Origin of the sequence: Ulvibacter litoralis, assembly GCF_900102055.1 — a bacterium.
GTDB classification, from domain to species: domain Bacteria; phylum Bacteroidota; class Bacteroidia; order Flavobacteriales; family Flavobacteriaceae; genus Ulvibacter; species Ulvibacter litoralis.
Genome location: NZ_FNBA01000003.1, coordinates 108,087 through 134,084, shown reverse-complemented (window position 1 = coordinate 134,084; position 25,998 = coordinate 108,087). Strand labels below are relative to the sequence as shown.

Annotated in this window: 23 protein-coding genes; 19 read left to right on the top strand and 4 right to left on the bottom strand. The window is 36.8% G+C overall.

From position 1 onward, the window contains the following. Positions 1-4: 4 nt before the first annotated feature. Positions 5-1,195 carry a pyridoxal phosphate-dependent aminotransferase gene (locus tag BLQ00_RS10650; RefSeq protein ID WP_093144152.1) on the top strand — a complete coding sequence of 397 codons (1,191 nt, stop codon included), beginning with the start codon at positions 5-7 and terminating at the stop codon, positions 1,193-1,195. Positions 1,196-1,206: 11 nt separating this feature from the next. Next, positions 1,207-2,370 (top strand): formate-dependent phosphoribosylglycinamide formyltransferase, encoded by a 1,164-nt coding sequence (gene purT, locus BLQ00_RS10645; RefSeq protein WP_093144150.1) that lies wholly within the window; start codon positions 1,207-1,209, stop codon positions 2,368-2,370. Positions 2,371-2,374: 4 nt separating this feature from the next. Here purT and BLQ00_RS10640 read toward each other — a convergent pair whose 3' ends face one another. Together BLQ00_RS10640 and trkA are read right to left on the bottom strand one after the other, a co-directional pair. Next, positions 2,375-3,880: a TrkH family potassium uptake protein gene (locus BLQ00_RS10640; RefSeq protein ID WP_093144149.1), complete on the bottom strand. Its 1,506-nt coding sequence runs from the start codon at positions 3,878-3,880 to the stop codon at positions 2,375-2,377. Then, positions 3,880-5,229: a Trk system potassium transporter TrkA gene (trkA, locus tag BLQ00_RS10635; protein WP_093144147.1), complete on the bottom strand. Its 1,350-nt coding sequence runs from the start codon at positions 5,227-5,229 to the stop codon at positions 3,880-3,882. Before trkA ends, BLQ00_RS10640 begins: the two co-directional genes overlap by 1 nt. 122 nt (positions 5,230-5,351) lie before the next feature. On the opposite strand from trkA, the gene ubiE reads away from it, so the two are divergent. Beyond that, positions 5,352-6,083, top strand: a complete 732-nt coding sequence (gene ubiE, locus BLQ00_RS10630) for a bifunctional demethylmenaquinone methyltransferase/2-methoxy-6-polyprenyl-1,4-benzoquinol methylase UbiE (protein ID WP_093144146.1) — start codon at positions 5,352-5,354, stop codon at positions 6,081-6,083. A gap of 2 nt (positions 6,084-6,085) precedes the next feature. Continuing rightward, the gene (gene porT, locus BLQ00_RS10625; protein WP_093144144.1) at positions 6,086-6,793 is read left to right on the top strand and encodes a type IX secretion/gliding motility protein PorT/SprT; all 708 of its coding nucleotides are present in this window, start codon (positions 6,086-6,088) and stop codon (positions 6,791-6,793) included. Here the strand turns inward: porT and BLQ00_RS10620 are convergent. Continuing rightward, a complete protein-coding gene (locus BLQ00_RS10620; protein ID WP_093144143.1) occupies positions 6,780-7,508 on the bottom strand; it encodes a TrmH family RNA methyltransferase in 729 nt (242 codons plus the stop codon). The two genes, porT and BLQ00_RS10620, sit on opposite strands and share 14 nt — an antisense overlap. A 101-nt stretch (positions 7,509-7,609) precedes the next feature. Between BLQ00_RS10620 and tamL the strand changes: the two genes are divergently transcribed. The 3 genes from tamL to accD all read left to right on the top strand — a co-directional run bounded on the left by tamL (position 7,610) and on the right by accD (position 12,262). Then, positions 7,610-10,165 carry a translocation and assembly module lipoprotein TamL gene (gene tamL, locus BLQ00_RS10615; RefSeq protein WP_093144141.1) on the top strand — a complete coding sequence of 852 codons (2,556 nt, stop codon included), beginning with the start codon at positions 7,610-7,612 and terminating at the stop codon, positions 10,163-10,165. Positions 10,166-10,273: 108 nt separating this feature from the next. Further along, a complete protein-coding gene (fbaA, locus tag BLQ00_RS10610) occupies positions 10,274-11,341 on the top strand; it encodes a class II fructose-bisphosphate aldolase (RefSeq protein WP_093144140.1) in 1,068 nt (355 codons plus the stop codon). Positions 11,342-11,389: 48 nt separating this feature from the next. Then, positions 11,390-12,262, top strand: a complete 873-nt coding sequence (accD, locus tag BLQ00_RS10605) for an acetyl-CoA carboxylase, carboxyltransferase subunit beta (protein WP_093144659.1) — start codon at positions 11,390-11,392, stop codon at positions 12,260-12,262. A 49-nt stretch (positions 12,263-12,311) separates the two neighbouring features. Here the strand turns inward: accD and BLQ00_RS10600 are convergent, their stop codons facing one another. Then, the gene (locus BLQ00_RS10600) at positions 12,312-13,112 is read right to left on the bottom strand and encodes a hypothetical protein (protein ID WP_139149392.1); all 801 of its coding nucleotides are present in this window, start codon (positions 13,110-13,112) and stop codon (positions 12,312-12,314) included. Positions 13,113-13,316: 204 nt separating this feature from the next. Between BLQ00_RS10600 and rpsO the strand changes: the two genes are divergently transcribed. The 12 genes from rpsO to BLQ00_RS10540 all read left to right on the top strand — a co-directional run bounded on the left by rpsO (position 13,317) and on the right by BLQ00_RS10540 (position 25,978). Then, positions 13,317-13,586, top strand: coding sequence for a 30S ribosomal protein S15 (gene rpsO, locus BLQ00_RS10595; RefSeq protein ID WP_093144137.1), 270 nt, complete (start codon positions 13,317-13,319; stop codon positions 13,584-13,586). Positions 13,587-13,795: 209 nt separating this feature from the next. Continuing rightward, positions 13,796-16,015 carry a polyribonucleotide nucleotidyltransferase gene (locus tag BLQ00_RS10590; RefSeq protein WP_093144135.1) on the top strand — a complete coding sequence of 740 codons (2,220 nt, stop codon included), beginning with the start codon at positions 13,796-13,798 and terminating at the stop codon, positions 16,013-16,015. 127 nt (positions 16,016-16,142) lie between these two features. Then, positions 16,143-18,842 carry an ATP-binding protein gene (locus BLQ00_RS10585; RefSeq protein WP_093144134.1) on the top strand — a complete coding sequence of 900 codons (2,700 nt, stop codon included), beginning with the start codon at positions 16,143-16,145 and terminating at the stop codon, positions 18,840-18,842. 220 nt (positions 18,843-19,062) lie between these two features. Then, positions 19,063-19,971: a hypothetical protein gene (locus BLQ00_RS10580; RefSeq protein ID WP_217629429.1), complete on the top strand. Its 909-nt coding sequence runs from the start codon at positions 19,063-19,065 to the stop codon at positions 19,969-19,971. A 100-nt stretch (positions 19,972-20,071) separates the two neighbouring features. Next, positions 20,072-20,683 carry an Lcl C-terminal domain-containing protein gene (locus tag BLQ00_RS10575; RefSeq protein WP_093144131.1) on the top strand — a complete coding sequence of 204 codons (612 nt, stop codon included), beginning with the start codon at positions 20,072-20,074 and terminating at the stop codon, positions 20,681-20,683. Between the two features lie 18 nt (positions 20,684-20,701). Continuing rightward, on the top strand, positions 20,702-21,259 hold the full coding sequence (locus BLQ00_RS10570) for an RNA polymerase sigma factor (RefSeq protein WP_093144129.1): 558 nt from the start codon (positions 20,702-20,704) through the stop codon (positions 21,257-21,259). Further along, the gene (locus BLQ00_RS10565) at positions 21,249-21,950 is read left to right on the top strand and encodes a hypothetical protein (protein ID WP_093144128.1); all 702 of its coding nucleotides are present in this window, start codon (positions 21,249-21,251) and stop codon (positions 21,948-21,950) included. The genes BLQ00_RS10570 and BLQ00_RS10565 overlap by 11 nt, the downstream gene beginning before the upstream one ends. A gap of 92 nt (positions 21,951-22,042) precedes the next feature. Then, positions 22,043-22,906 carry a sigma-70 family RNA polymerase sigma factor gene (locus BLQ00_RS10560; protein WP_093144126.1) on the top strand — a complete coding sequence of 288 codons (864 nt, stop codon included), beginning with the start codon at positions 22,043-22,045 and terminating at the stop codon, positions 22,904-22,906. A gap of 229 nt (positions 22,907-23,135) precedes the next feature. Further along, positions 23,136-23,540: a BLUF domain-containing protein gene (locus tag BLQ00_RS10555; protein WP_093144125.1), complete on the top strand. Its 405-nt coding sequence runs from the start codon at positions 23,136-23,138 to the stop codon at positions 23,538-23,540. Further along, entirely contained in the window at positions 23,537-24,196 is a 660-nt protein-coding gene (gene rpe, locus BLQ00_RS10550; RefSeq protein ID WP_093144123.1) for a ribulose-phosphate 3-epimerase, read from the top strand. Before BLQ00_RS10555 ends, rpe begins: the two co-directional genes overlap by 4 nt. A 4-nt stretch (positions 24,197-24,200) precedes the next feature. Continuing rightward, positions 24,201-25,172, top strand: a complete 972-nt coding sequence (locus BLQ00_RS10545; protein WP_093144122.1) for a YpdA family putative bacillithiol disulfide reductase — start codon at positions 24,201-24,203, stop codon at positions 25,170-25,172. Between the two features lie 89 nt (positions 25,173-25,261). Beyond that, a complete protein-coding gene (locus tag BLQ00_RS10540; RefSeq protein ID WP_093144120.1) occupies positions 25,262-25,978 on the top strand; it encodes a T9SS type A sorting domain-containing protein in 717 nt (238 codons plus the stop codon). Positions 25,979-25,998: the final 20 nt, after the last annotated feature.

Sequence of the window (25,998 nt, the reverse complement as noted above, 5' to 3'; positions counted from 1 at the left end):
CATTATGAATTCAAGACTTTCTAACCGAGTTAATGAAATGGCGACCTCTGCCACTTTAGCAATGGCTGCAAAAGCACGTGAGCTAAAAGAAGAAGGAAAAGATATTATAGGACTAAGCCTTGGCGAGCCAGACTTTACAATTCCCGAATTCATTAAAGAATCGGCAATTCAAGCCATAAAAGACGACTTCCACTCGTACACTCCTGTGGATGGATACGGTGACTTAAAGCAAGCGATTATCACGAAATTTAAGCGCGATAACAACTTAACCTATACACCTAGTCAGATTGTGGTTTCTACTGGTGCAAAACAATCATTAGCAAACCTTGCTATGGTTTTATTAAATGAAGGTGACGAGGTATTACTTCCTGCTCCGTATTGGGTAAGCTATGCAGATATTAGCAAACTAGCTGGAGGTGTTCCTAAAGAAATTAAAACCTCTATTGATAATGATTTTAAAATTACTCCAGAATCATTAGAAGAGGCAATTACTCCTAATACAAAACTTATTATTTACAGCTCTCCTTGCAACCCAAGTGGTTCCGTTTATAGTAAAAAAGAACTTCGTGCGATTGCAGATGTTTTGGTAAAACACCCAAACATTATCGTAATTAGCGACGAAATATATGAGCACATTAACTTTACAGGCAATCATGCCTCTATTGCTGAGTTCGACGATATGTACGACCAAACAGTCGTGGTAAACGGGGTTTCTAAAGCCTTTTCTATGACGGGTTGGCGTGTCGGTTACATTGGAGGTCCAGAATGGATCGCTCGTGCATGCAACAAGATGCAAGGGCAAATTACGAGTGGTACTAATTGTATTGCTCAACGCGCTACCATAACTGCGCTTGAAAACCCACCAAGTAAGATAAAATACATGGTGGACGCTTTCAAAGAGCGACGCGGTATGATTTTAAAACTTCTTTCTGACATTCCTGGATTTAAAACCAATGAACCAGAAGGTGCTTTTTATGTATTCCCAGATATTTCTTATTACTTCGGAAAAACACTTCGAGGCAAACACATTAATACGGCATCCGACTTTTCATTGTATCTCTTAGAAGAAGCAAACGTAGCCACCGTTACTGGTGAAGCTTTTGGTGATCCAAACTGTATTCGAATTTCCTATGCAGCTTCCGAAGAAAACATTAAAGAAGCGATGCGTAGAATTAAAAAAGCACTTACCGCATAAATTCTGAAAAAATGACTAAAATTTTATTGTTAGGCAGTGGTGAATTAGGAAAAGAATTCGTCATCGCAGCACAACGTATTGGACAAACCGTAATTGCAGTAGACAGCTATCCTAATGCACCCGCAATGCAAGTAGCACACCTTTCTGAAGTAATTAATATGCTTGATGGAGAGGCACTCGATACCATTGTCGCAAAGCACAACCCAGATTACATTGTCCCAGAAATTGAAGCCATTCGCACCGAACGTTTTTACGAATACGAAAAACAAGGCTATACAGTAATCCCTTCAGCCAAAGCCGCTAACTTTACGATGAACCGAAAGGCAATTCGTGATTTAGCAGCCAAAGATCTTGGACTTAAAACAGCCCAGTATCGCTATGCTACTTCAGCTGCTTCTTTACACAAAGCAGTGGCAGAAATTGGAATGCCCTGTGTGGTAAAACCTTTAATGTCGTCTAGCGGAAAGGGACAAAGTACTATTAAAACGGAAGCTGATATAGACAAAGCGTGGACGTATTCACAAGAGGGTTCTCGTGGCGATGTCGCTGAAGTTATTGTAGAAGCTTTTGTAAACTTTAACTACGAAATTACCCTTCTCACCCTTACACAACGAAATGGAAACACCTTGTTCTGTGCTCCTATTGGACACCGACAAGAACGTGGCGATTATCAAGAAAGCTGGCAACCAGCAACCATGAAAGACGCCGTTTTACAGGAAGCACAACAAATGGCCGCAAAAGTAACCAATGCGCTTACAGGTGCTGGTATCTGGGGAGTGGAATTCTTTGTCGCGGATGATGGTGTTTATTTTTCTGAACTCTCTCCAAGACCACACGACACAGGAATGGTGACGTTAGCCAATACTCAAAATTTTAATCAATTTGAACTACACGTTCGTGCTGTGATCGGATTACCTATTTCTGAAATCACTTTAGAACGAATGGGGGCTAGCGCCGTGGTATTAGCTTCAAAAGAATCGGACACTGTTTCGTATAGCGGACTTGAGGCTGTTTCTGAAGCTTCAAAAACGGACTTTAGGATTTTCGGTAAGCCAACGACACGCCCTTATCGTAGAATGGGAGTCGTTGTTGCCTACGATTCACTTTCCGAAGGCAACATTTCCGAAGTGACACAAAAAGCGAAAGATTTAGCTGCTAAGATTAAAGTTCACTAAACGACTACCTACTTCTCCAGAAGAACGGAGTTAGGATAATCAGTACTGTGAATAATTCCAAACGCCCAATAAGCATTAAGAAAGAAGACCACCATTTTGCGGCTGCAGGTAAATTACCGTAATTATCTACTGGTCCAAGATCACCCAATGCTGGACCTACATTCCCAAGGGTTGACGCCGCACCACCAAGAGCAGTACTAAAATCAAGTCCTAACCACGAAAACACAAGGGTTCCGATAATAAAAGAAAGCATGTACAAAATAAAGAATCCCAAGATATTGAAAACAATAGGCTGCGGAACTGCTTTCATATTATAGCGAACTGGAAGAATCGCATGCGGATGTAAAGTACGTCTAAACTCTAAAATTCCGTTTTTTATCATAATCAAATGACGCATCACTTTAATTCCACCTGCGGTAGATCCTGCCGAACCTCCTAAAAACATCAATCCGAAGAAGAAAATTGTTAAAAAGGGCGTCCATGTGGTATAGTCTGCACTCACAAAACCAGTTGTTGTAACAACCGTTAACACTTGAAAGAGTGCGTGCCGCACAGAACTTTCAAAACGTCCCCAAACCATAGGATGTGAAATACTAGAAATAGAAATATCTGCTTGAAAATAGATAAGTAACGATGCAATAATAGTAAAAGCGACGATCATTAGCGTGTAAGTTACAAGCTCTTCATCTCTCAAAATTTTTGCAAACTTACGCTTGAAGGCGAAGTAACTAAGTACAAAATTAGTCCCTGCCAAAAACATGAAAAAGATAATGATGTATTGAATTATGGGACGATCATTCCAATAGGCTACACTTGCATTCTTGGTCGAAAATCCTCCTGTACTCAACGTACTTAACGAATGGTTAATCGCATCAAAGAAACTCATCCCTGCTACTTTAAGCAATATGGTTTCAGCTATGGTGTACCCCACATAGATAAGCCAAAGTCGTTTTGCGGTATCTGTAATTCTAGGGTGTAATTTATCTCCGCCAGGGCCTGGTGCTTCCGCAGCAAACAATTGCATCCCACCAATTCCCAATAAGGGCAAGATGGCAATAGCGAGAACGATTATCCCCATACCTCCTATCCAATGCGTAACACTTCGCCAGAAAAGAACTCCTTTTGGGACCGCCTCTATATCACTTAAGATGCTTGCCCCTGTGGTTGTATAACCACTCATTGTTTCAAAAAAGGCATTGGTAAAATCGGGAATCGCTCCTGTAAACATATAAGGTAAGGTCCCAATCAGTGACATGAAAATCCAACCAAACGTTACAATTAAGTACCCTTCTTTTTTCTGAATTTCCTTTCGGTGATTCTTTGTAATCAGCATGATAAATCCGCCAATAAAAACACCGACCATACCCGCTTCAAACATTTGCAAGGCAACTCCATCTTTATACACAAGACTTACAATGGTTGAAAGAAGGATAAACCCTCCATTCACCATTAACAGAAGTCCCATTAAGTGAAGAATAATTTTATAGTTAACCTTGGTAAAAGTACCCATTAAATGAATAGTTTTTCAACCCTACTAATAGATTGAGGAAGACAACAAACTACGATATGATCTCCTTCTTCTATCACAAAATCGCCAAGTGCAATAAGCCCTTCGCCATTTCTAATAACCCCACCAATGATGGCAGAACGCGGAAAATCAATTTTTTTAATAGCTTTATTTTTTACGTATGATGTCGCCGATACATTAAACTCTAATAGTTCGGCGTTCATATTATTCAGTTTGGTCATTGCAACAACCTCACCTCTTCGAACGTATCTAAATATATTGTTTGCGGCTAGTAGCTTTTTATTGATAAGCGTATCTATACCGATAGAATGTGATAATTGATAATAGTCCATATTCTCAACCAAAGCAATAGTTTTACGGACACCTTTAGATTTAGCAACCAAACAAGACATAATATTGGTTTCGCTATTACCAGTTACTGAAATAAACGCATCCATATCTTCTATAGACTCTTCTTGAAGCAATTCAACATTTCTACCATCTCCATTAATCACCAAACAATGTGGAATATCGTCGGCCACTTCAAAAGCCTTATCCTTATCTTTTTCGATAAGTTTTACTTTAAATTTTGCTTTGCATAAATCGGTTGCTGTTTTATACCCAATTTTACTTCCGCCAAGAATCATTACTTTTCGAATGTCTTCATGAATCCTTCCCGAAAGTTTATAAATTTCATCTACCCCACTTGGAGTGGTTGTAAAATATACTTGATCCCCTTCTTTAAACTGCGTATCTCCCCTAGGAATTACTGTGTTTTGCGTTCCATATCGCTGGATGGCAATAGGCACACATTTTAGATTAGGAAAACACCCTGCAAATTCACGAACCGACTTTCCTACAAACATTGCCGTTCTAGACAATACCAAACCGACCATTGTCAAGGCACCATTTTCAAACTGATAGGTGTCATTAAAGGCACTCTGATTTAAAAGTAGTTCTATCTCAGTGGCTGCCAAAGACTCTGGAGAAATTAATTCGTCGATTCCAAACTTGGTAAACCCAACCTCATCTTTCCGATCAATAAACTCTGTGTTTGAAATACGCGCAATGGTTCGCTTTGCCCCTAATTGTTTTCCGAGAACACAAGCCGTAATATTTGTTGTCTCACTAGAGGTAACAGCAATTAAAAGGTCTGTTTTATCTACTTGCGAGTCTTTTAAAACAGATATAGAGGTAGCATCTCCACGAACTACACGAATGTCTAAATGAGAATCTGCATACGCAAGAGATTCTCTACTTGTATCGATGAGCGTGATATTTTGAGACTCAAATGAAAGGAGCTTAGCAAGATGAAATCCTACTTCGCCGGCACCAGCAATTATAATTTTCATAAAATTTGTACGAAAAATGTGGGGCAAAGGTATATAATTTAATAGACATCCTACCTGTTATCTATTTTAAATCATTGTTCCTTCGAGTAATAAAAAATATGTAGCTTTGCATCCGCTATTTTATGGAAAAAAAAGTAACCCCTTACAAAGACTCCTCGCTCAATAAAAAGAAGCAGGTAGAGCAAATGTTCGATACTATATCGGGCAATTACGACGGCTTGAACCGTGTTATCTCTCTTGGCACCGACGTAAAGTGGCGCAAGAAGGTGATAAAAATGGTTGCCGAAAAAAATCCTGAATCTGTACTAGATATCGCTACAGGCACGGGAGACCTTGCTATAAAATTTGCTACTGACACCAATGCTTCAAAAATTGTTGGATTAGATCTTTCTGACGGAATGTTATCAGTGGCTAGAAAAAAAGTGTTAGGAACACCCCTTTCAGAAAAAATTGAATTTACTCAAGGAGATTCTGAAGCACTACCATTTGAAGACAACTCCTTTGATGCTATTACCGTTTCTTTCGGTATTCGAAATTTTGAAAATCTAGACAAAGGACTTTCAGAAATAAAAAGAGTACTAAAACCAAACGGAATATTTGTAATATTAGAAACTTCGGTTCCTACCAAGACTCCTTTTAAACAAGGGTACGGACTTTACACCAAATTATTTTTACCCCTTATTGGAAAGATATTTTCAAAAGACAAAGTTGCCTACCGTTATTTAAGTGAGAGTGCCTCTATTTTTCCACATGGAGAAAAACTCAACAATATTTTAAGAAAAAACGGGTTTAAAGAAGTGGAAAATAAACCACAAACGTTTGGTGTAGCAACCATCTATTCTGCTACAAAATAACTATGAAGAAACTCTTTTTTATAATTGCCATTTTATTTCTAACGCAAACTGCGCAAGCTCAATTGTTTAGCAAAGAACGACTGTCTAACTTAGAAACGTTCGACAATCGATTTTTGACTTGGGGATATTATCTTGGTTTTAATAATTACGATTTCAACTTCGATTATATTGAAGAAAGAGGCAATGAAGCTACAGATATTACCGTGGAAGGTCAAACAGGATTTAACGTAGGACTTATTGGTGACATGCGTATTAACAAATACATCAACCTTCGACTGGAACCTGGTTTATCTTTTACACAGCGAAACCTTTTCTTTCCGGGTTTTGAAGATGAAAGAGATATTTTACGCGAAGTAAAATCCACCTATATTCACATTCCGTTATTGGTAAAAGTATCTACCAAACGCCTTAACAATATAAAACCGTTTATTATTGGAGGTATTGGTACGTCGTTAAACCTTTCGAGTAACGAAAAAAATCCTGACGACAACAAACAAGGAGAATTCAGAACCACAAGCAACACGAGTTATTACGAGTTAGGAGTTGGTATTGATTTCTATTTATACTACTTCAAGTTTTCACCATCCATTCGTGGTGTTTTTGCTACCAGCGATGAGTTAATCCCTGACAACGACCCAAACAGTCCGTGGACTAGCAACATCGATAAAATGTCTACTAGAGGAGTTTTTATAAACTTTACGTTTCAGTAGAACGATTAAATTCGCTCAATAAAATAGCCGTCGCCGTCGCCACGTTTAAACTTTCTGTTTGTTGTGTAGCGCCAAACTGCGGAATGGTAATTTTATGAGTAAGCTGTTTCATTATTTCTTCTGAAATTCCATTGCCTTCGTTTCCTACAACCACAATTGCATTTTTAGGCAAGGTTGAAGCATATACATTTTCGCCATCTAAAACACCTCCAAAGACAGGAAGATCTGTATTTTGAATGTATTCTGAAAGGTCAAGATACTGTACTTCTACACGCGCAATAGAACCCATTGTTGCTTGCACCACTTTCGGATTGTAACAATCTGCAGTATCTACCGAACATACCAATTGTCGCACTCCAAACCAATCGCAAAGACGGATAATGGTTCCTAAGTTTCCTGGATCTCGAATAGCATCTAAGGCCACAATAATTCCTTCGGAAGGAATGGTTTTATGCCTCGGAATTTCAAAAAGCGCAAGAGCAGTATTCGCCCTTTTTAAAGCACTTATTTTTTGAAGTTCATTTGCAGTTACCTCATAAAAACGATCTGACAAATCCTCGTAACGTTCCGTAGAAAACAAACTGTGTATTTTTAACCCTGAAGCACGTAATTCTGAAATAATTTTAGGTCCTTCAGCAATAAAAAGTTCTTCTTTATCCCGATACTTTTTTTGTTGTAAACTTGTTATTAGTTTTATTTGACTTTTGCTAACCAAATTATAGTATTTTTGAATTGAGTTAATACAACCATTTTTTAAAAGGATTGCTTTGGACTTCGGTCTGACTAAACTAGATCACCTTGAATAAATAGAGACGCTTGACCCAAACCTTCACAAAAATATCATTAATTTTAGGATTAATCGCCTTGCTCATCTCTTGTAATGCAGTAAAGCGCGTTCCTGACGACAAATTTCTACTTACCGATAACACCATTGTTGTTGACGAAGAAGAAATTAACGATGCTGGCGTTTTTAGTCAGTTAATCCAAAAACCGAATCCTAAAATCCCTTTGGTTAATGTTCCAATGGGGCTTCACATTTATAATCTTGCCGATCCACAACCCGATTCTACATTCACCAAATGGTTGTACAAAAAACCAAAAAGAGAAGAACGTTTGGTTCGTTTTTTATCTAAAAAGCAGGTAGATCAAATAGGAAACAGTTACGTAGGTTTAAATAAATGGCTTGAAAAATCTGGGGATGCACCTGTTGTTATTGACGACAGTAAAGCAAAAAAATCGTTAGAGCGAATAAAGCAATGGTACTCGAAACGAGGTTGGTTTAACACCAAAGGAAGCTATGGAGTTAAAATTGATTCCACCAAAAAGAAAAGAGCCACCATCACCTACAACATACAACGTTTCAAACCATATTATTTAGATTCTATTCAGGAAAAAATAAGCTCAAAAGTTGTCGATTCATTGTTTCAAGACACCAAAGACAAATCATTTGTTATTGAAGGAAAGCAATATGCGGCAGCAGACTTTAACAACGAACGTGATCGCTTAACCATTCAATTTCGAAACTCTGGACTGTATCATTTTGACCAAGATTATATCGGTTTTGAAGCAGACACCATCAATACGGGGCATAAAGCAAACATTACCTATTTAATTCCGGACAGGAAAATTACGGTAGGAGATTCTACTCGAACGGAACCTTTCAAAATTCACAAAATAAACGAAGTTCGAATTATTACCGATTATTCCTTTGCCAATAAAGACCGGAAGTTTTCCGATTCGGCGACTTATAACGGATACACCTTATTCAGTTACGATAAATTGCGCTTTAAGCCTAAAGCAATTACAGATGCTGTTTCTATCACACCAGGACAAATTTTTAGAGACATCGATAGAACACTTACTTATAATCAGATAAGTGATTTACGTATTTTTAAATACCCAAACATTAATTATCAGGAAGACCCCAGAGACAGTACCGGAACAGGATTAATTTCTACCGTGTTGTTGAGTCCAAGAAAAAAAGCAACCTTAGAAACCGACTTTGACACGTACACTTCGATTATTCAACAAATTGGTGTCGGTTTTAGTGCTTCTGTAATTTTACGAAATGTATTCCGAAGGGCTGAAATATTAGAAATTTCAGGACGAGGAAGCATTGGTTCTTCAAAAGATGCCAATGACAGTGAACGTTTTTTCAATATTTCGGATGTTGGAGGAGACATCAAACTGTCGTTTCCTAGAATTGTGTTTCCCGTAAACACAAATAAGATCATTCCTAAATACATGTCGCCTTCTACTAGTATTAGCTTAGGAATAAATGCCCAAAATAATATTGGATTAGACCGGCAAAATTTTAACGCCATCTTTAGTTACCAATGGAAACCTTCAAAAATAAGAACCAATAAATTAGACTTATTAAACATTCAGTATGTTCGAAATTTAAACACGGCAAACTACTTTAATGTGTATGTAAGCTCGTTTGATCGCTTGAACGAAATTGCAGTTGCAAACGACTATACATTTCAAAATGAAGACACACAAGTCCTTGAAATTCCTGACGAAACATCCCTTTTTATTACTGAAGCTTTAGACGACAGCAACCCGCTAAGCTTAGATACCGATGAAATTGATGATGTTAGTAGTATTAAAGAACGTGAGGAAAGACTTACTGAAGACAACCTAATTTTCGCTACCAATTTTACGTGGACAAGAGACACTCGTGAAGGCATTTTAGACAATAGTTTTTCAAGACTTCAATGGAAAATTGAAGGTGCAGGTAATATTTTATCTGGCATAGCAAATTTGGCTGGACTTACTAAAAATGACAACGGAAATTACGAAACCCTTGGTATTGTTTTCTCACAATACATAAAACTTGAAGGAAACTATATTAAGCACTGGGAAATAAACAGCAATAGTGTTTTTGCTGTTCGAACCTTTGCGGGTGTTGCTATTCCCTACGGAAACAGTACTAGTATTCCTTTTACGCGAAGTTATTTCGCAGGAGGAGCCAATGACAATAGAGGGTGGCGTGCCTACGATTTAGGACCAGGAAGCAGCGGAAGCATCCAGGATTTTAACGAAGCGAATCTTAAAATTGCATTAAATGCCGAATACCGCTATACAATTTTAGGCGATTTTAAAGGTGCCTTTTTTGTGGACGCTGGTAACATTTGGAATGTAGCCGATAACATTACCGATGAAAGCTCTCGTTTTACAAGCTTCAGTGACCTTTCTGAAATTGCAATTGCATCAGGACTTGGGATTAGATATGACTTTGGTTTTTTTGTATTTAGATTTGATGTTGGTTTTAAAACCTACAATCCAGCACTTACAGAAGGAGAACGTTGGTTTAAAGAGTACAATTTTGGCAATGCTGTCTATAACATAGGGATTAACTATCCGTTTTAAACCGTATAAATTTGCTATTTTTGCACTAGTTTTATGTACCAAAAAAAAGAGACACACTAAAAACCTATGTGACACCGCTTTAAAACGGTTCGCTTAATTTTATACAATATGAGTCATTCCATTAAGCCCGGCGTAGCCTCAGGCAAAGAAATTCAAGAAATACATCAATACGCAAAAGACAAAGGCTTTGCAATGCCTGCTGTTAATGTAACTGGATCTAGCACAGTAAATACAGTGATGGAAACTGCTGCTGCTTTAAATGCTCCCGTAGTTATTCAATTTTCAAATGGAGGATGCCTTTTTAATGCTGGGAAAGGACTTTCAAATGAAAATGAAAAAGCTGCCATTGCTGGCGGAATTGCAGGCGCTAAACACGTGCACCAATTGGCCGAAGTATATGGCGCTACAGTAATATTACACACAGATCATTGTGCGAAAAAATTACTTCCTTGGATAGACGGATTATTAGACGCTGGTGAATTACACTACAAAGAAACTGGAAAACCACTATACAGTTCTCATATGATAGATCTTTCCGAAGAGCCTATTGAAGAAAACATCGAAATTTGCAAAAAATACCTAGAACGTATGAGCAAAATCGGGATGACACTTGAGATTGAATTAGGGATTACTGGTGGTGAAGAAGACGGTGTAGATAATACCGACGTAGATTCGTCTAAACTATACACACAACCTGAAGAGGTAGCGTATGCCTACGAAGAACTATCGAAAGTTAGTGATCAGTTTACCATTGCTGCTGCCTTCGGAAACGTTCACGGAGTGTACAAACCTGGGAATGTAAAATTAACACCCGTTATTCTGAAAAATTCGCAAGAGTATGTTCAGAAAAAATACAATACAGGTAACAATCCTATCGATTTTGTGTTTCACGGCGGAAGCGGATCTACACTAGAAGAAATTAGAGAAGCGATTGGATATGGTGTTATTAAAATGAACATTGACACCGACCTACAATTTGCGTACACTGAAGGTGTTCGCGATTATATGGTACAAAACCTAGAATACGTAAAAACACAAATAGGAAATCCTGACGGAAGCGATCTTCCTAACAAAAAATATTACGACCCAAGAAAATGGTTACGCGAAGGCGAATTAACATTTAAAACACGTTTAGAAAAGGCTTTTTCAGACTTAAACAACGTACACACATTATAATCGGATTTTATATTTATGCAAATTAAAAATCCCTTAACCTCGGAAGATATGGCTTGGTTTAAAAGAACAAAAAAAGGAATTCAAACACCTACAGAAGATAAAAAAGATGTCCCTAAAGGTCTTTGGTACAAATCTCCTACCGGAAAAGTAGTAGATTCGGAACAACTTGAAAAAAACTTCTATGTGAGTCCAGAAGATGGATATCACGTTCGTATTGGAAGTAAAGAATACTTCAAAATACTTTTTGACGACAATAAATTTAAAGAATTAGATAAAAATCTAACCTCCAAAGATCCTCTAAAATTTGAGGACACTAAAAAATACCCAGATCGTTTAAAAGCCGCAATGGAAAAAACCGGATTGAAAGATGCTGTTCGTACAGGTGTTGGAAAATCGATGGGAAAAGATTTAGTAATAGCTTGTATGGATTTTGCCTTTATTGGCGGTTCTATGGGAAGTGTTGTTGGAGAAAAAATAGCACGCGCTGCAGATTATTCGTTAAAAAAGAAAATACCGTTATTAATCATCTCAAAAAGTGGGGGTGCAAGAATGCAAGAAGCAGCTCTTTCACTTATGCAACTTGCTAAAACAAGTGCAAAACTTGCACAATTAGCAGATGCTGGTATTCCGTATATTTCTCTTTGTACAGACCCAACAACAGGAGGTACTACAGCATCGTTTGCTATGCTAGGAGACATTAATATTAGTGAACCTGGAGCTTTAATAGGATTTGCTGGTCCTCGTGTTGTAAGAGACACGACAGGAAAAGAACTGCCTGAAGGATTTCAAACAGCAGAGTTTTTATTAGAACACGGTTTCCTAGATTTCATCACGCATCGTAGAGATTTAAAAAAGAACATCAGTCTATACATTGATTTAATTCTAAATAGACCAAGACCAGTAGTTGAAAAAACTGCATAATTAAAAAAGTCCGCTACTAAGCGGACTTTTTTTTTCATAGCTTCTATTATTAAAGTGTAATAGGATACACTTCACCATTATATGTAAATGTTGCTTGATTGTCGCAAGTACCATCACCCCAATCAAATTCACCAGACTCATTATTTTGAGTAACCACTAACCGACCACTTACTATATATTGGCAGGATAACTCTCGAATCAATGCTTGCGTAACTTCTCCGCTTCGGCTAAAACCATTGCTAAAAGTAGTTTGCCAGTTTCCTGTAATTTCGAAAACATTGTCGAACCAATTCCCGTTAAAGAAGCCCTCAGTCCATTCAACAACACGCATTCCAGTTCTAGAGGCTGTTATATTTACAGAAGGGAAAGAAACTACGATAGACTCATTTACGGTAGATTGTGGGTTTCCATTTTGATTCGCTATTTCCCGCAAAATTTCTCCTCCCCCTTCTACACCATTTCCATTATAGGTATAATTATCGAATGTGTACGATATCGTTCTCGTTCCATTCACAAAAGCTCCAAAAATCATTGAAATTTTCCCTGAAACCACAGCCCCATTATTAAGCTCACACTCATCCCCAAAATCAATTACAATAGTTCCGCCATCACCAGTAAGTACAATTTCAACAGTGGTACAATCGGGAAACAAGGAAGACATTGTTTTAGGAGTTGGTCCTTGTTCATTTTCTACATATCCCCTTTCGAGAATAGCATAAGAACCTTCAGCAATACCGTCTACTTGAACAGCTCTTTCAGAATTTTCCGAAGAAAAATTAGCTGTAGTAGATTCGTCATCTTTAGTATCACAACTGATAAAAAGCAGCAAGGCAGTTGCGAAAAAAAGCATTAAAAAATTTCTCAGAATACGTTTCATAACTCTTTAAATTGTTTAGGTTTATATAGTTACATAAACGACACGATTTAAGATACCGTATATTTTATTGAAAATTATTTAATACTAATACATCTTATATAGATTTGATTTTGTAATTTTGCAGCTTGATTACCAAAGAGGTAGTCAATACATAAAAATCATTTAAATAATATTGGAATGTATTTAGCACCAGAAGAAAAAGCAAAAATTTTTGCAAAACACGGGAAATCAGCAACTGACACCGGTACTGCAGAAGGACAAATTGCTTTATTTACGTATCGTATCGAGCACTTAACAAAACACCTTAAGGCAAATCACAAGGACTACAACACAGAGCGTTCTTTAGTAAAGCTAGTAGGAAAGCGTAGATCTTTATTAGATTACCTAATGAAGAAAGACGTTTTAAGATACAGAGCGATTGTAAAAGAATTAGGATTACGTAAGTAATTATATAGATGGGGCGCTTTTGTGCCCCTTTTTTTTTAGTATATTTTTTTTCAGAATTGTTATTATTCTGAAACACATAGAAAAGCTACCCAAGTTTTTCATTGGTCAACTACAACACACAACAACACAACCGCGTTCGACCAAAATGATTGAACGATGACCATTATTAATTGTCTGAGCAATATCTTGCGGACACAAATGAAAAACAAATGATACCTAAAGTATTTAAAGAGGTCATTGACCTTGGTGACGGTAGAGAAATCTCTATTGAAACTGGAAAATTAGCAAAACAAGCCCACGGGTCTGTTGTTGTACAATCAGGAAAATGTATGTTGTTATGTACGGTAGTTTCAAACTACAAACAAAGCGATGTAGATTTCCTTCCATTAACCGTTGACTACCGTGAAAAATTTGCTTCAGCAGGTCGTTATCCAGGTGGTTTCTTCAAAAGAGAAGCAAGACCAAGTGATGGTGAAGTATTAACAATGCGTCTTGTAGACCGTGTTTTACGTCCTTTATTCCCTAAAGACTACCATGCCGAAACACAAGTAATGATTCAGTTAATGTCTCATGACGAAAATGTAATGCCAGATGCAATGGCAGGTTTAGCTGCATCGGCAGCAATCCAATTATCAGATTTCCCTTTTGAATGTCCTATCTCTGAAGCAAGAGTAGCACGTGTAAATGGTGAATTTGTAATTAACCCAACTAGAGCACAATTAGCAGAATCTGACATCGATATGATGATTGGAGCTTCAGCTGATTCCGTAATGATGGTTGAAGGTGAAATGGATGAAATTTCTGAAGAAGAAATGGCAGATGCAATTAAATTTGCACACGAAGCTATTAAAGTACAATGTGCTGCTCAAGTAAAATTAGCAGAAGCTTTTGGTAAAAAAGAAACACGTGAGTACACTCCAGAAAGAGAAGATGCAGATTTAGCTCAAAAAATTCATGACATGGCATACGATAAAGTATATGCTATCGCTAAAGCAGGTTCTGCTAAACATGAAAGAAGTGCTGCATTCGCAGAAATTAAAGAAGACATCAAAGCAACTTTCTCTGAAGAAGAATTAGCAGATTTTGGTGACCTAATCTCTAAATATTATAGCAAAGCTGAAAAAGCTGCCATTAGAAACCTAACATTAGATGAAGGTTTACGTTTAGATGGTCGTAAGACAGACGAAATTAGACCAATTTGGTGTGAGGTTGACTACTTACCATCAACACACGGTTCATCTGTATTTACACGTGGAGAAACGCAAGCGTTAGCAACCGTTACTTTAGGAACTTCTAGAGACGCAAACAAAATAGATATGCCATCTTACGAAGGTGAGGAGAATTTCTATTTACACTATAACTTCCCTCCTTTTTGTACAGGTGAAGCAAGACCGTTAAGAGGAACTTCTCGTAGAGAGGTTGGTCACGGAAACTTAGCACAACGTGGTTTAAAAGGAATGATCCCAGCAGATTGCCCTTATACAGTACGTGTTGTATCTGAAGTATTAGAATCGAATGGTTCATCTTCTATGGCAACTGTTTGTGCTGGTACTATGGCCTTAATGGATGCAGGTGTACAAATGATACGTCCAGTTTCTGGTATTGCAATGGGATTAATTTCTGATGCTGAATCTGGAAAGTACGCTGTATTATCTGATATCTTAGGAGATGAAGACCACTTAGGTGATATGGACTTTAAAGTAACAGGTACTTCTGAAGGGATTACCGCTTGCCAAATGGACATCAAAGTAAAAGGATTGTCTTACGAAATTTTAGTAAATGCACTAAAACAAGCTCGTAACGGTCGTTTACACATCTTAGGTAAATTAACTGACACTATTGCTACTCCAAATGCAGATGTGAAAGAACACGCACCTACTATGGTGACGAGACGTATTCCTAACGAATTCATTGGTGCTTTAATTGGACCTGGAGGAAAAGTAATCCAAGAAATGCAAAAAGAAACTGAGACTACTATCGTTATTAACGAAGATCCAGTGACTGAAGAAGGTATTGTAGAAATTTTAGGAGTAGGTAAAAAAGGTATTGATGCTGTTATGGCAAAAATAGACTCTTTATTATTTAAGCCTGAAGTTGGTAGCGTTTACGAAGTAAAAGTAATCAAGATGTTAGATTTTGGTGCTGTTGTTGAGTATATGGATGCGCCAGGAAACGAAGTATTATTACACGTTTCAGAACTAGCTTGGGAACGTACTGAAAATGTCTCAGACGTTGTTAATATGGGTGACGTTTTTGATGTGAAGTACTTTGGTGTAGACCCTAGAACTCGCAAAGAGAAAGTATCTAGAAAGGCTATTTTACCAAAACCAGAAGGTTATGTAGCAAGACCACCAAGAGACGATAACAAAGACCGAGGTAGAGATAACCGAGGTAGAGACAATCGCAATCGTGATAGAAAGAGAGACTAATATTCTCTCCCTTTAAATAATGCAAAAAAACCTCCTTTAACAGGAGGTTTTTTTATTAATTACAAAAAAAATTGTATTTTGGCTCATTGAAGGAAATTTCCTTCATGATAAGATTAGCCCTCAATAAATGAAAACACTTATTAATCGTTTTTTTACGAAAGATGAGAATGGCCTAGAAGAAGCTCCTACTCCAAAAAGGAAACATGCTTTATTAAACTTTGTCATAGGGCTTGGCACGTCTAACAATCAACTTAGACAGCTTGACGAGAAACTTTCAAATTACACTTTTTCAGACGAAGGTTTTATCGCAGAGTTACAACTAGCACAGCTATACTTAGAGATAGAACGATATTTAATTCGAAAAGACCCTCAATACATTACAACTGAAGTCAAACTGAGAACACTTGTGCAATCAGAATTTTCAGAGCTTACAAAAACAGATGGTTTTATCCCGCTTTACATTTTTGACAAAAATCAAGAAGTTGCTATTTCGCGTTATTTTTTAAAATACGTAGCCAAAAGATTTACGCAAAAGGAAACTACAAAAAGACTTGCTACTCGATGGCTTGACGCTTTAGAATACAATCATTTTCCTATTTCTGATTTATCTCTTGTGGAACGAATTAATAGTTTACGTAAAATTAAAGACAACCTTAAAGAGTTTCACACTGAGCTATTAGCCATTGAAGATGTAAGCTGCGTCACTGCTATTTTTAATGCTTCATATACAGAATACTGTACTTTTTACGAAAATATCAAAGCTGTCTCTATTCTTAAAGACATGCTACCTGCTGCCCCAACAGAAACAGAAACGCTTACTACAAACCAAACAACGCAGGACTTAATTTCTAATAACTGTGAGACTAAAGAGGAGCCTCCAAAAATTCAGAAAAGTGATATATTAGAAAATATCTTAGATGGTTATCTTCTGTTTAATTCTGAAGGTGAGATTTTAGACTTTAATCGAAATGCGCTTAATCTTTTAGAAACAACAGCTAAAGAGGTAAAAAATAAAACAGTATACGAATACCTTCCCGAAGATATATCATCCTTATTAAAAGCTGATATCAAAAAAACAAATGTTTCCATTCCATGTAAATTAATAGGTACAAGAACCGAAATAGAATACCTAAAAAAAGATGGAACCACAGATGATTTTGGTATCGCCATTACAAATAACTATACTGAAATAGACACGTACAGTATCTTTCTTAAAAACATTACTCATAAAAAAGACACCCTAAAAACCATACGCGAAGCAAAGATTAATGCAGAACGAACAGCCAATGCAAAATCTACCTTCTTGTCTAACATGAGTCATGAAATTAGAACGCCTCTTAATGTAATCTTAGGCCTTTCAGAAATCATAAAAAAGGCAGATTTCAACGATGAGGAAGTCTTACGCAAAAACATTGAAGGAATCGATTTTTCAGCCAAAAATCTATTATCCATTGTGAATGATATTTTAGATTTCTCAAAAATTGAAGCTGGAAAACTCACCATACAAGCCATCGATTTTAATGTTCGAAAAGTGGTAAGAAGTCTTGCCGATGGTTTTAAAATAAAAGCACAAGAAAAAGGAATAGATTTAGAAGCGAATTTAGATGCTCAAATACCCAATGTTGTTATAGGAGATCAATACAGATTAAACCAAATACTTAGTAACCTTATTGGGAATGCTGTAAAATTTACACAGAAAGGAAAAATAACAATCTCTGTAGCAATTACCGCAAATACGGAGGAAGAAATAGTACTCAATTTTAAAGTTGAAGATACCGGGGTCGGAATTGACAGTGCTAATCTCGAAAAAATATTTGATAGTTTTTACCAAGTAGAAAATGAGGAAAACTCAAAAATGACTGGAACAGGCTTGGGATTGGCTATTACTAAAGAGTTAATTCACCTGCAAAATGGGAGCTTCAAGGCCACTAGTGTTTTAAATGAAGGATCCGTTTTTGGTTTTACATTACCTTTTAAGAAAAGTAAACTAGAAAAAATAACCGATTCTGTTTCAAACTATGTTCGTAAAGACAAAAAACTAGAAGGGCTTAAGTTATTGGTTGCTGAAGACAGTAAAATGAATCAATTTTACATCAAACAGCTACTGGGTAATATGAAAGTGGTTGTTGAAATTGCTGAAAACGGAAAAGAAGCAATTGATAAATTTGAAGATCCTACTAGCGATTACGATCTTATTCTTATGGACATGCACATGCCAATTATGAATGGTATTGATGCCATTAAAAGCATCCGTAAATCAAATAAAGACGCCATTAAAAAAGTACCTATTGTTGCCTGCTCTGCCGATGTGTTCCCAGAAGCTAGAAAAGAAGCCATTAAAGCTGGAATCGACTTCTACCTCACCAAACCGCTGAACGAAGATGCTATAAAAGAAGTACTTTATTGGCTTGTTTCTGATGAAGAGCAAGAACCTAATATAAACAATACTGTTCCTGTTGCAACAAACGAGAAAGGAGATAGCGTCGATATAAATCAGTTAATGACCACCTTCGATAATGATGAAGAATTCATTATCTCTCTTCTTGAGGTTTTCATTAAAATAACTCCTGAAGACTATAAAAGTCTTAGAAACTGTATTGATCGTGAATTTTACTCACGTGCGAGTTCATTAGCTCACAAAATGAAGGCTAGCTTCATGAATTTGGGAATGACCTTACACGGGCACCATCTGCAACAAATTGAAACCAACATTATAAAAAGAGAAGGTTTGGCAGAAGCAAAAAAACACTTTAACACCTTCAATAGCCTTTACACAAAAGCACTTCTAGAAGTCAACCTTATTTTAATTGAACTGAAACACAAATAGTTTCATCACTTATTTTAGACTTTCTTTTTTTTCTGAAACATCACGCAACTTTTTTTGTTTTCAAAGACTATAGAATAGACCACAAAACAAAAAAGGTATGTTCAAAAAAAGTATTTATCTGTTTCTACTATGCCTCGTGACACTAACTTCATGTGTAAATGAACCAATAAATCCAATGGTAGTAAATTACGACATTGTAAACGAAGACCTTTTCAAACTTATGAGTCGAGCTACAGATCCTGACGCACCAGAACCCATAGATTGTATAGAGTTTAACTATCCTTTTCCGCTATTTGTTTTTGATGAAAATGAAGAATATGTCGACGTGCTAACAATGAGAGACAATGTACAATTCAGTACCTTTTTAAGAAACCTTCCAGAAGACCATTTCATCAGCTTAAGTTATCCCATATCTGGCACCTTATTTTCTGGAGAGCTTCTTGAAATCAACAACAATGAAGAGCTTGCAGAAGCTATTGAGGCTTGCGTAAAAGATCAATACCAAGGAAACTGTAACTTCCTTCTAAAAAGTTGCCTATGGAATGTAGAAAGCGTTACAGGCATTTCTGAAGTGTTTCAAGGAGCAACATTTCAAATAAATGACAATGCCATTGCACAGCTTCATTTAGAGAATGAAATTTACTTCGGAACCTGGACAACTTTTTACATTGGCAATGCGCTTCATTTAAATATTCACTTTTTAGAGAACGAAGCAATTAGTGATGCTTGGAATTTTGACTGGGAACTAAGCTACGTTACACCAACCAACATTCAACTTACTTACAATACAAATCAAGAGGCGCTTCTTCGGAAAGATTGCACTATCAATTGTGAATTAGGAATTTACGAAGTATGCGAAGAAGAAGCTACCCCAGGCCAAGCGATATTTAATTTAAACAACTATACAGTTTGTAGCTATATTCCCAATACGCACGATTTAGTTTCTCCCTTGCAAGTAACCTTCTATGAAACTGAAAGTGACGCGCTGTTAGGGGTAAATGAAGTTTCAGGGACAGCGTACACTAATGCCGAAAATCCACAACTACTGTACTCACGAATCGTATATTTAGAAAATGAAGAAACTTTATTTGTTTCAGAAATAACCATAGAAGCTATTTCTTGTAATTAAGTACCACTAAAACAACCATAAAACCCATTGAACATTCCAAACTAAAAATTATATTCAACTCATTAAGCGAACTTTTAACGACCACTAATCAAAACAAATTATGAAAAAATATCAATACACATTTTTCAGCCAATTAGCAATACTGTTCCTAGTCGTTGCTGCCTGTAGTAGCAATGATGATACTTCAGAAGAAACCGTAGCATTAGAAATTGGCCAAGCATACCAAGGGGGAATCATATTCTATCTGGACGACTCTGGAGAACACGGATTAATCGCCCTTCAAAATGATTTAGAAGTAGCAGAATGGGGCTGTACCGCAAACCAAGCACCCATAGCCCAAGACCATACAATTGGAACAGGCGAAGCAAACACTCAAGCCATTGTAAACTATTGTGATGAAGACGTATATGCCGCAAAATTATGTGCTGATTTAGTTCAGAATGGCTATGACGATTGGTTTCTACCTTCTATAGATGAACTTGGGCTTGTGTATGAGCATAAAGATGCAATAGGCGGTTTTGCAAATGAAGAATATTGGGTATATTCAAGTTCTACCGAAGGATTTAATGGATGCTCTGCAATGGGTGGACCTCCCTGCTATTTAAATAGCTACGTTTGGGATTTTAGCATTACTCCCGTTTTTGAAGACACTCGAAAAATCACTTCTTCTAAAGTAAGTGGTAATAGAGTAAGACCCATTAGATCATTCTAAGAATCGACACCTTATTATTTGAAGACAGAAGAACTCATAAAACAATGCATTAAAAACAACCGAACAGCCCAAAATGAGCTGTTTCGGAAGTACAAAGACGTCTTGTATTTTACTTCTTTAAAGTATTGTCGAAACGAAGCCGATGCGGAAGACAATTTACACGACGCGTTTGTCACAATTTTTCAAAAAATAAAAACCTACAAAGGCAAAGGTTCTTTTGAAGGCTGGATGAAGCGAATTACCATTTACAAAGCTATTGATGCATACAAAGCAAACAAACATGTGCCTACCGAGCTAAAAGACGACATATTGGAAGACACTACGATAACAAGTGATTTATTAGAAATTCCGTTAGACACCCTTTTAACCTGTATTCAAGAACTGCCAGACCAATATCGGTTGGTGTTCAATTTGTATCAACTAGATGGATACTCACACAAAGAAGTTGCTGATTTATTGAATATTTCAGAAAATACTTCAAAATCGAATTACCATCGAGCAAAGCACATCTTGCGAGAGAAAATCACAGCGATTACGCAAACTATGAATTTAAAAGAGCCAAACAATGAAAGATAGAGAAGACATAGGATCGCTTTTTGAGAAGAAGTTAAAAAGTATAGACATTGCACCTAATGAAGGACTTTGGGATAAAATTAATGCAACCCTAGAAGCCGAAGAAAAAAAGAAAAGACGCTTTTTTCTTTTTTGGCTCACAGGCGGAGGCATTGCGCTTTTACTCGTTGTGCTACTTGGAATCAATACTATGGAAAGTTCTTCTCCTCTTCGGAATGATAGCACTTCGGAAACGACTACAACTGAAAACAATACTCTAAAAAAGAATGAAACTTTTAAAGAAACGCTTCCTATTTCTGAAGCGAATAGGGTTTCAGAAAAAACTTCAGAAAAACAATTGAAAATTTCTGTAGCTAACACCAGAGAACCTTCAGAAGAAACAGAAAACACTGTCGCAGCTTCTTCCGAAGAAAAAGCAACACAAAATAATACGCCTCCTAAAATTACTGAAGAATCAGTTTCAGATAAAAAAACATCTAAAAAAGGAGCTTCTAAGAAAAAGGAAAGCACGTTCGATGAGAATTACACCATTACTAAAAATTACCACTACTACAACAGTGAAACAAACGAAACCATAACCACAAACAACAAAAAAACGATAGACAGCATATTAAATACTGTAAATCAGATAGATACAATACAAACAATTCCAAAACCCAATTCACCTCCCATAAAAAAAACCGATTCAATTTAAAATTTATAAAAAAAAGTAATCCTTTTTGTAACATTTACGTGTCTCAATCCGTATAACTACATACGCAACACAACTTAACACTCAAATTTTACATGAGACAACTTAAAATCACCAAGCAGGTTACAAATAGAGAAACTGCTTCCTTAGACAAGTACCTTCAAGAAATTGGAAAAGTTGACTTAATTACCGCAGACGAAGAGGTAGAATTGGCGCAACGTATAAAAGCGGGTGACCATGTTGCTTTGGAAAAATTAACCAAAGCGAACTTACGTTTCGTGGTTTCGGTATCTAAACAATACCAAAATCAAGGATTAACATTACCCGATTTAATTAACGAAGGAAATCTAGGACTTATTAAAGCTGCACAACGTTTTGATGAAACGCGTGGTTTTAAATTTATATCGTATGCTGTTTGGTGGATTCGTCAGTCCATTTTACAAGCATTGGCAGAACAATCGCGTATTGTACGTTTGCCCTTAAATAAAATTGGTAGCATCAACAAAATTAACAAGATGTATGCCTTTTTAGAGCAAGCAAATGAACGTCCACCTTCTGCTGAAGAGATTGCGAAAGAATTAGACATGACGATTAGTGATGTAAAAGAGTCTATGAAAAACTCTGGACGTCACGTCTCGATGGATGCTCCTTTGGTTGAAGGAGAAGATTCAAACCTATACGATGTATTGCGCAGTGGAGAGTCTCCAAATCCAGACCGTTCCTTATTGCACGAATCATTACGAACTGAAATTGAACGAGCGTTAGAAACGCTAACTCCTCGTGAAGCAGACGTTGTTCGTTTGTACTTTGGATTGGGCGACCAACACCCGATGACACTTGAAGAAATTGGCGAAACTTTTGATTTAACCAGAGAGCGTGTGCGTCAAATCAAAGAAAAAGCGATTCGTAGATTAAAACACACCTCTAGAAGTAAAATACTAATGACATATTTGGGATAATCCCAATAACAGCAACAAACAGTATTCTCTTGCTTCGGCAAGATTCTCATACTGTTCGTTTTTTGATTGATGAATGACCTCCGGCTGATTACCGGAGGTTTATCATTTTATAGTGTTTCGGACTAATGCTACCGAGCGGTTCTCTATTTTTTATCTAAATGAATAAACCGCTAAGAACTCGGCCCGATTTTTTAACATTTTTTGTATCTTGAATTAAATTTTCGGTACTATGAACCACACCATATGCTATGTTAGTAAGTTAGTCGAAGGATATACCGACGAAGATGTAAATCAAATATTTGAAGCTACTCAAATAAACAACCGCAGAGAGAATGTTACAGGCATCCTTCTATTTGGGTTTGGAAATTTCTTTCAAGTTCTTGAAGGCGAAAAAAAACATGTAGAGAGCTTATTCGATATTATTAGTGAAGACACTAGACATGATAATATCGAAACTTTGATTCATCACGACATAGAATTCCCTATTTTTGCAAATTATAGTTCCACTTTTAATGTCGTAAAATCTAAAGAAGATTTAATTTCCATTAAGAAGTACCTCGATTTTTTTAAAGAGAAAACATCATTTTCTAATAAAATAACAAGATTAATTAACCCTTTTGTATACGCTCCATGAGTAACACTTTAATTGCCCCTTCCGTCTTAGCCGCCGATTTCGCAAACCTTCAACGCGACATCGAAATGATAAATAATAGTGATGCCGACTGGTTTCACATTGACGTGATGGACGGCGTTTTTGTCCCTAATATTTCCTTCGGAATGCCTGTCATAAAAGCCATTGCGAAACACGCTAAAAAACCCTTAGATGTACATTTAATGATTGTAGATCCGGACCGCTATATCAAAACATTTGCCGAATTAGGGAGCAATGTACTTACAGTTCATTATGAGGCTTGTCCACACCTACATCGAACACTTCAAGCCATTAAAGCAGAAGGAATGCAAGCAGGTGTTGCGCTTAATCCACACACTAACGTATCCTTGTTGGAAGACACAATTCAAGACATCGATTTGGTATGCCTTATGAGCGTAAACCCAGGTTTTGGCGGTCAGAGTTATATAGAAAACACATACAACAAAGTCGCACAACTAAAAGCAATGATTAAAGCTAAAGGTGCTTCAACACGTATTGAAATAGATGGTGGTGTAACGAATAAAAATGCAAAACAATTGGTGGACGCTGGTGCCGATGTACTGGTTGCTGGAAGTTATGTTTTTGGTTCTGAAAATCCGACAGAAACCGTTAAAGGACTTAAGGAACTAGTGAAATAAACGAATGCAAAAAACCAAAGATGTTATCATTATTGGCGCAGGACCTATTGGTATTGCCTGTGCTTTAGAATGTAAAAAAAAGGGACTTGATTATGTCGTGTTAGAAAAAGGCACCTTAACCAATTCCCTTTTTAACTATCCTTTGAACATGACTTTTTTTTCTACTTCGGAAAAATTAGAACTTGACAACATTCCTTTTATAAGCAACAATCCGAAGCCAACTCGTAATGAAGCGTTGGAATACTACAGACGTGTTGCTACTTCGAACAAGCTTCAGATCAACACCTACGAAAAAGTAGTTTCAGTAACTAAAGAAGGTGATCAATTCACGATAGTTTCAGAAAAAAACAACTATACCGCTGCCCACGTCATTGTGAGTACCGGATTTTATGATATCCCTGCGCTTTTAGATGTCCCTGGTGAAAACCTTCCGAAGGTATTTCATTATTACAAAGAAGCGCACCCGTTTATACTTCAGAAAGTAATTGTTGTAGGCGCTAGTAATTCGGCAGTAGATGCAGCCTTAGAAATTTACCGAAAGGGAGGCGATGTAACGATGGTGGTTCGCGGCGCTACTATTGGCGATCGTGTAAAATACTGGGTAAAACCTGACATTGAAAACAGAATTGAAGAAGGCAGTATTAAAGCCATTTTTAATGCTTCTATTTCTAAAATTACTGAAGAAAATGTAACGATTGAAACTTCAGAAGGGACTCAGATGTTAGAAAATGATTTTGTGGTAGCCCTAACCGGATATCGTCCAGATTTTACTTTTTTAAAGTCGATGGGCGTTACCCTTTCAGAAGAGAAAAAGATTCCGACTTACAATCCAGAAACAATGGAAACTAACATCCCTTCGCTATATCTTGCGGGTGTCATTTGCGGCGGAACAGAAACACATAAATGGTTTATAGAAAACTCTAGAATTCACGCAGAAATGATTGCGAATAACATCCTGTCGAAACTACAAAATTAAACCAATCAACTTACAGGTTTTCAGTAGATTAAATGCTATTTGCGAATTTATTAGTATCTTGTAGTTCCAACCTATGAAAAAGCAGTATCATGAAAAATATCATCTTCCTCTTGATGGTTTTTGGGCTATACTCCTTACAAGGTAATGCCCAAGACCCAGAACTTTTAAACAATAATTGGTATCTTCAATACGTAGTATTTGACGATGTAACCTATGAAATGGTTGGTTCCCCTCCAGGTGGAGTACCCTTCTTCTCGCCACATTTACAATTCGAAGAAAATGAAGTTTCTGCGATTTTAACATTGAATTATTTCTTTAGCGACGTAACCTACGATATCCCAAACACGACATTTACGGCTTTAGATCCACATGTTACCTTGGGAAGTTGTGAAAGCCTTTGTGACTTAGAAAATGTCTATTTAGGTTCATTTTATTTAGGCAACGGACAGGCAAGAGAATTTAGCTATGATATTAGCTATAACAGTGACGACAGTCTAAACCTTACAATATACGATGCGTTTGGAAATAGAGCTGTGTATTGGAGCAGACCTTATCTATTATCTGTTCAAAACAATGAATTAACACGGGTAACTATCTCCCCTAACCCAGCTTCAGAAAGTATTCAAATTGTATCTCAAAACAATGAAATCAATTCGGTTTCAGTGTACAGCATGGAAGGCAAAAAGATGTTTGTTACTGACAAAGACTTGAATAAATTGGATGTTTCATCTTTAGACAACGGCATTTATTTTCTACAAATCCTTCACAACAACGGACAACGTTGGATTAAATTTATTAAAAATTAGAAGCAATAAAATAGTGAAAG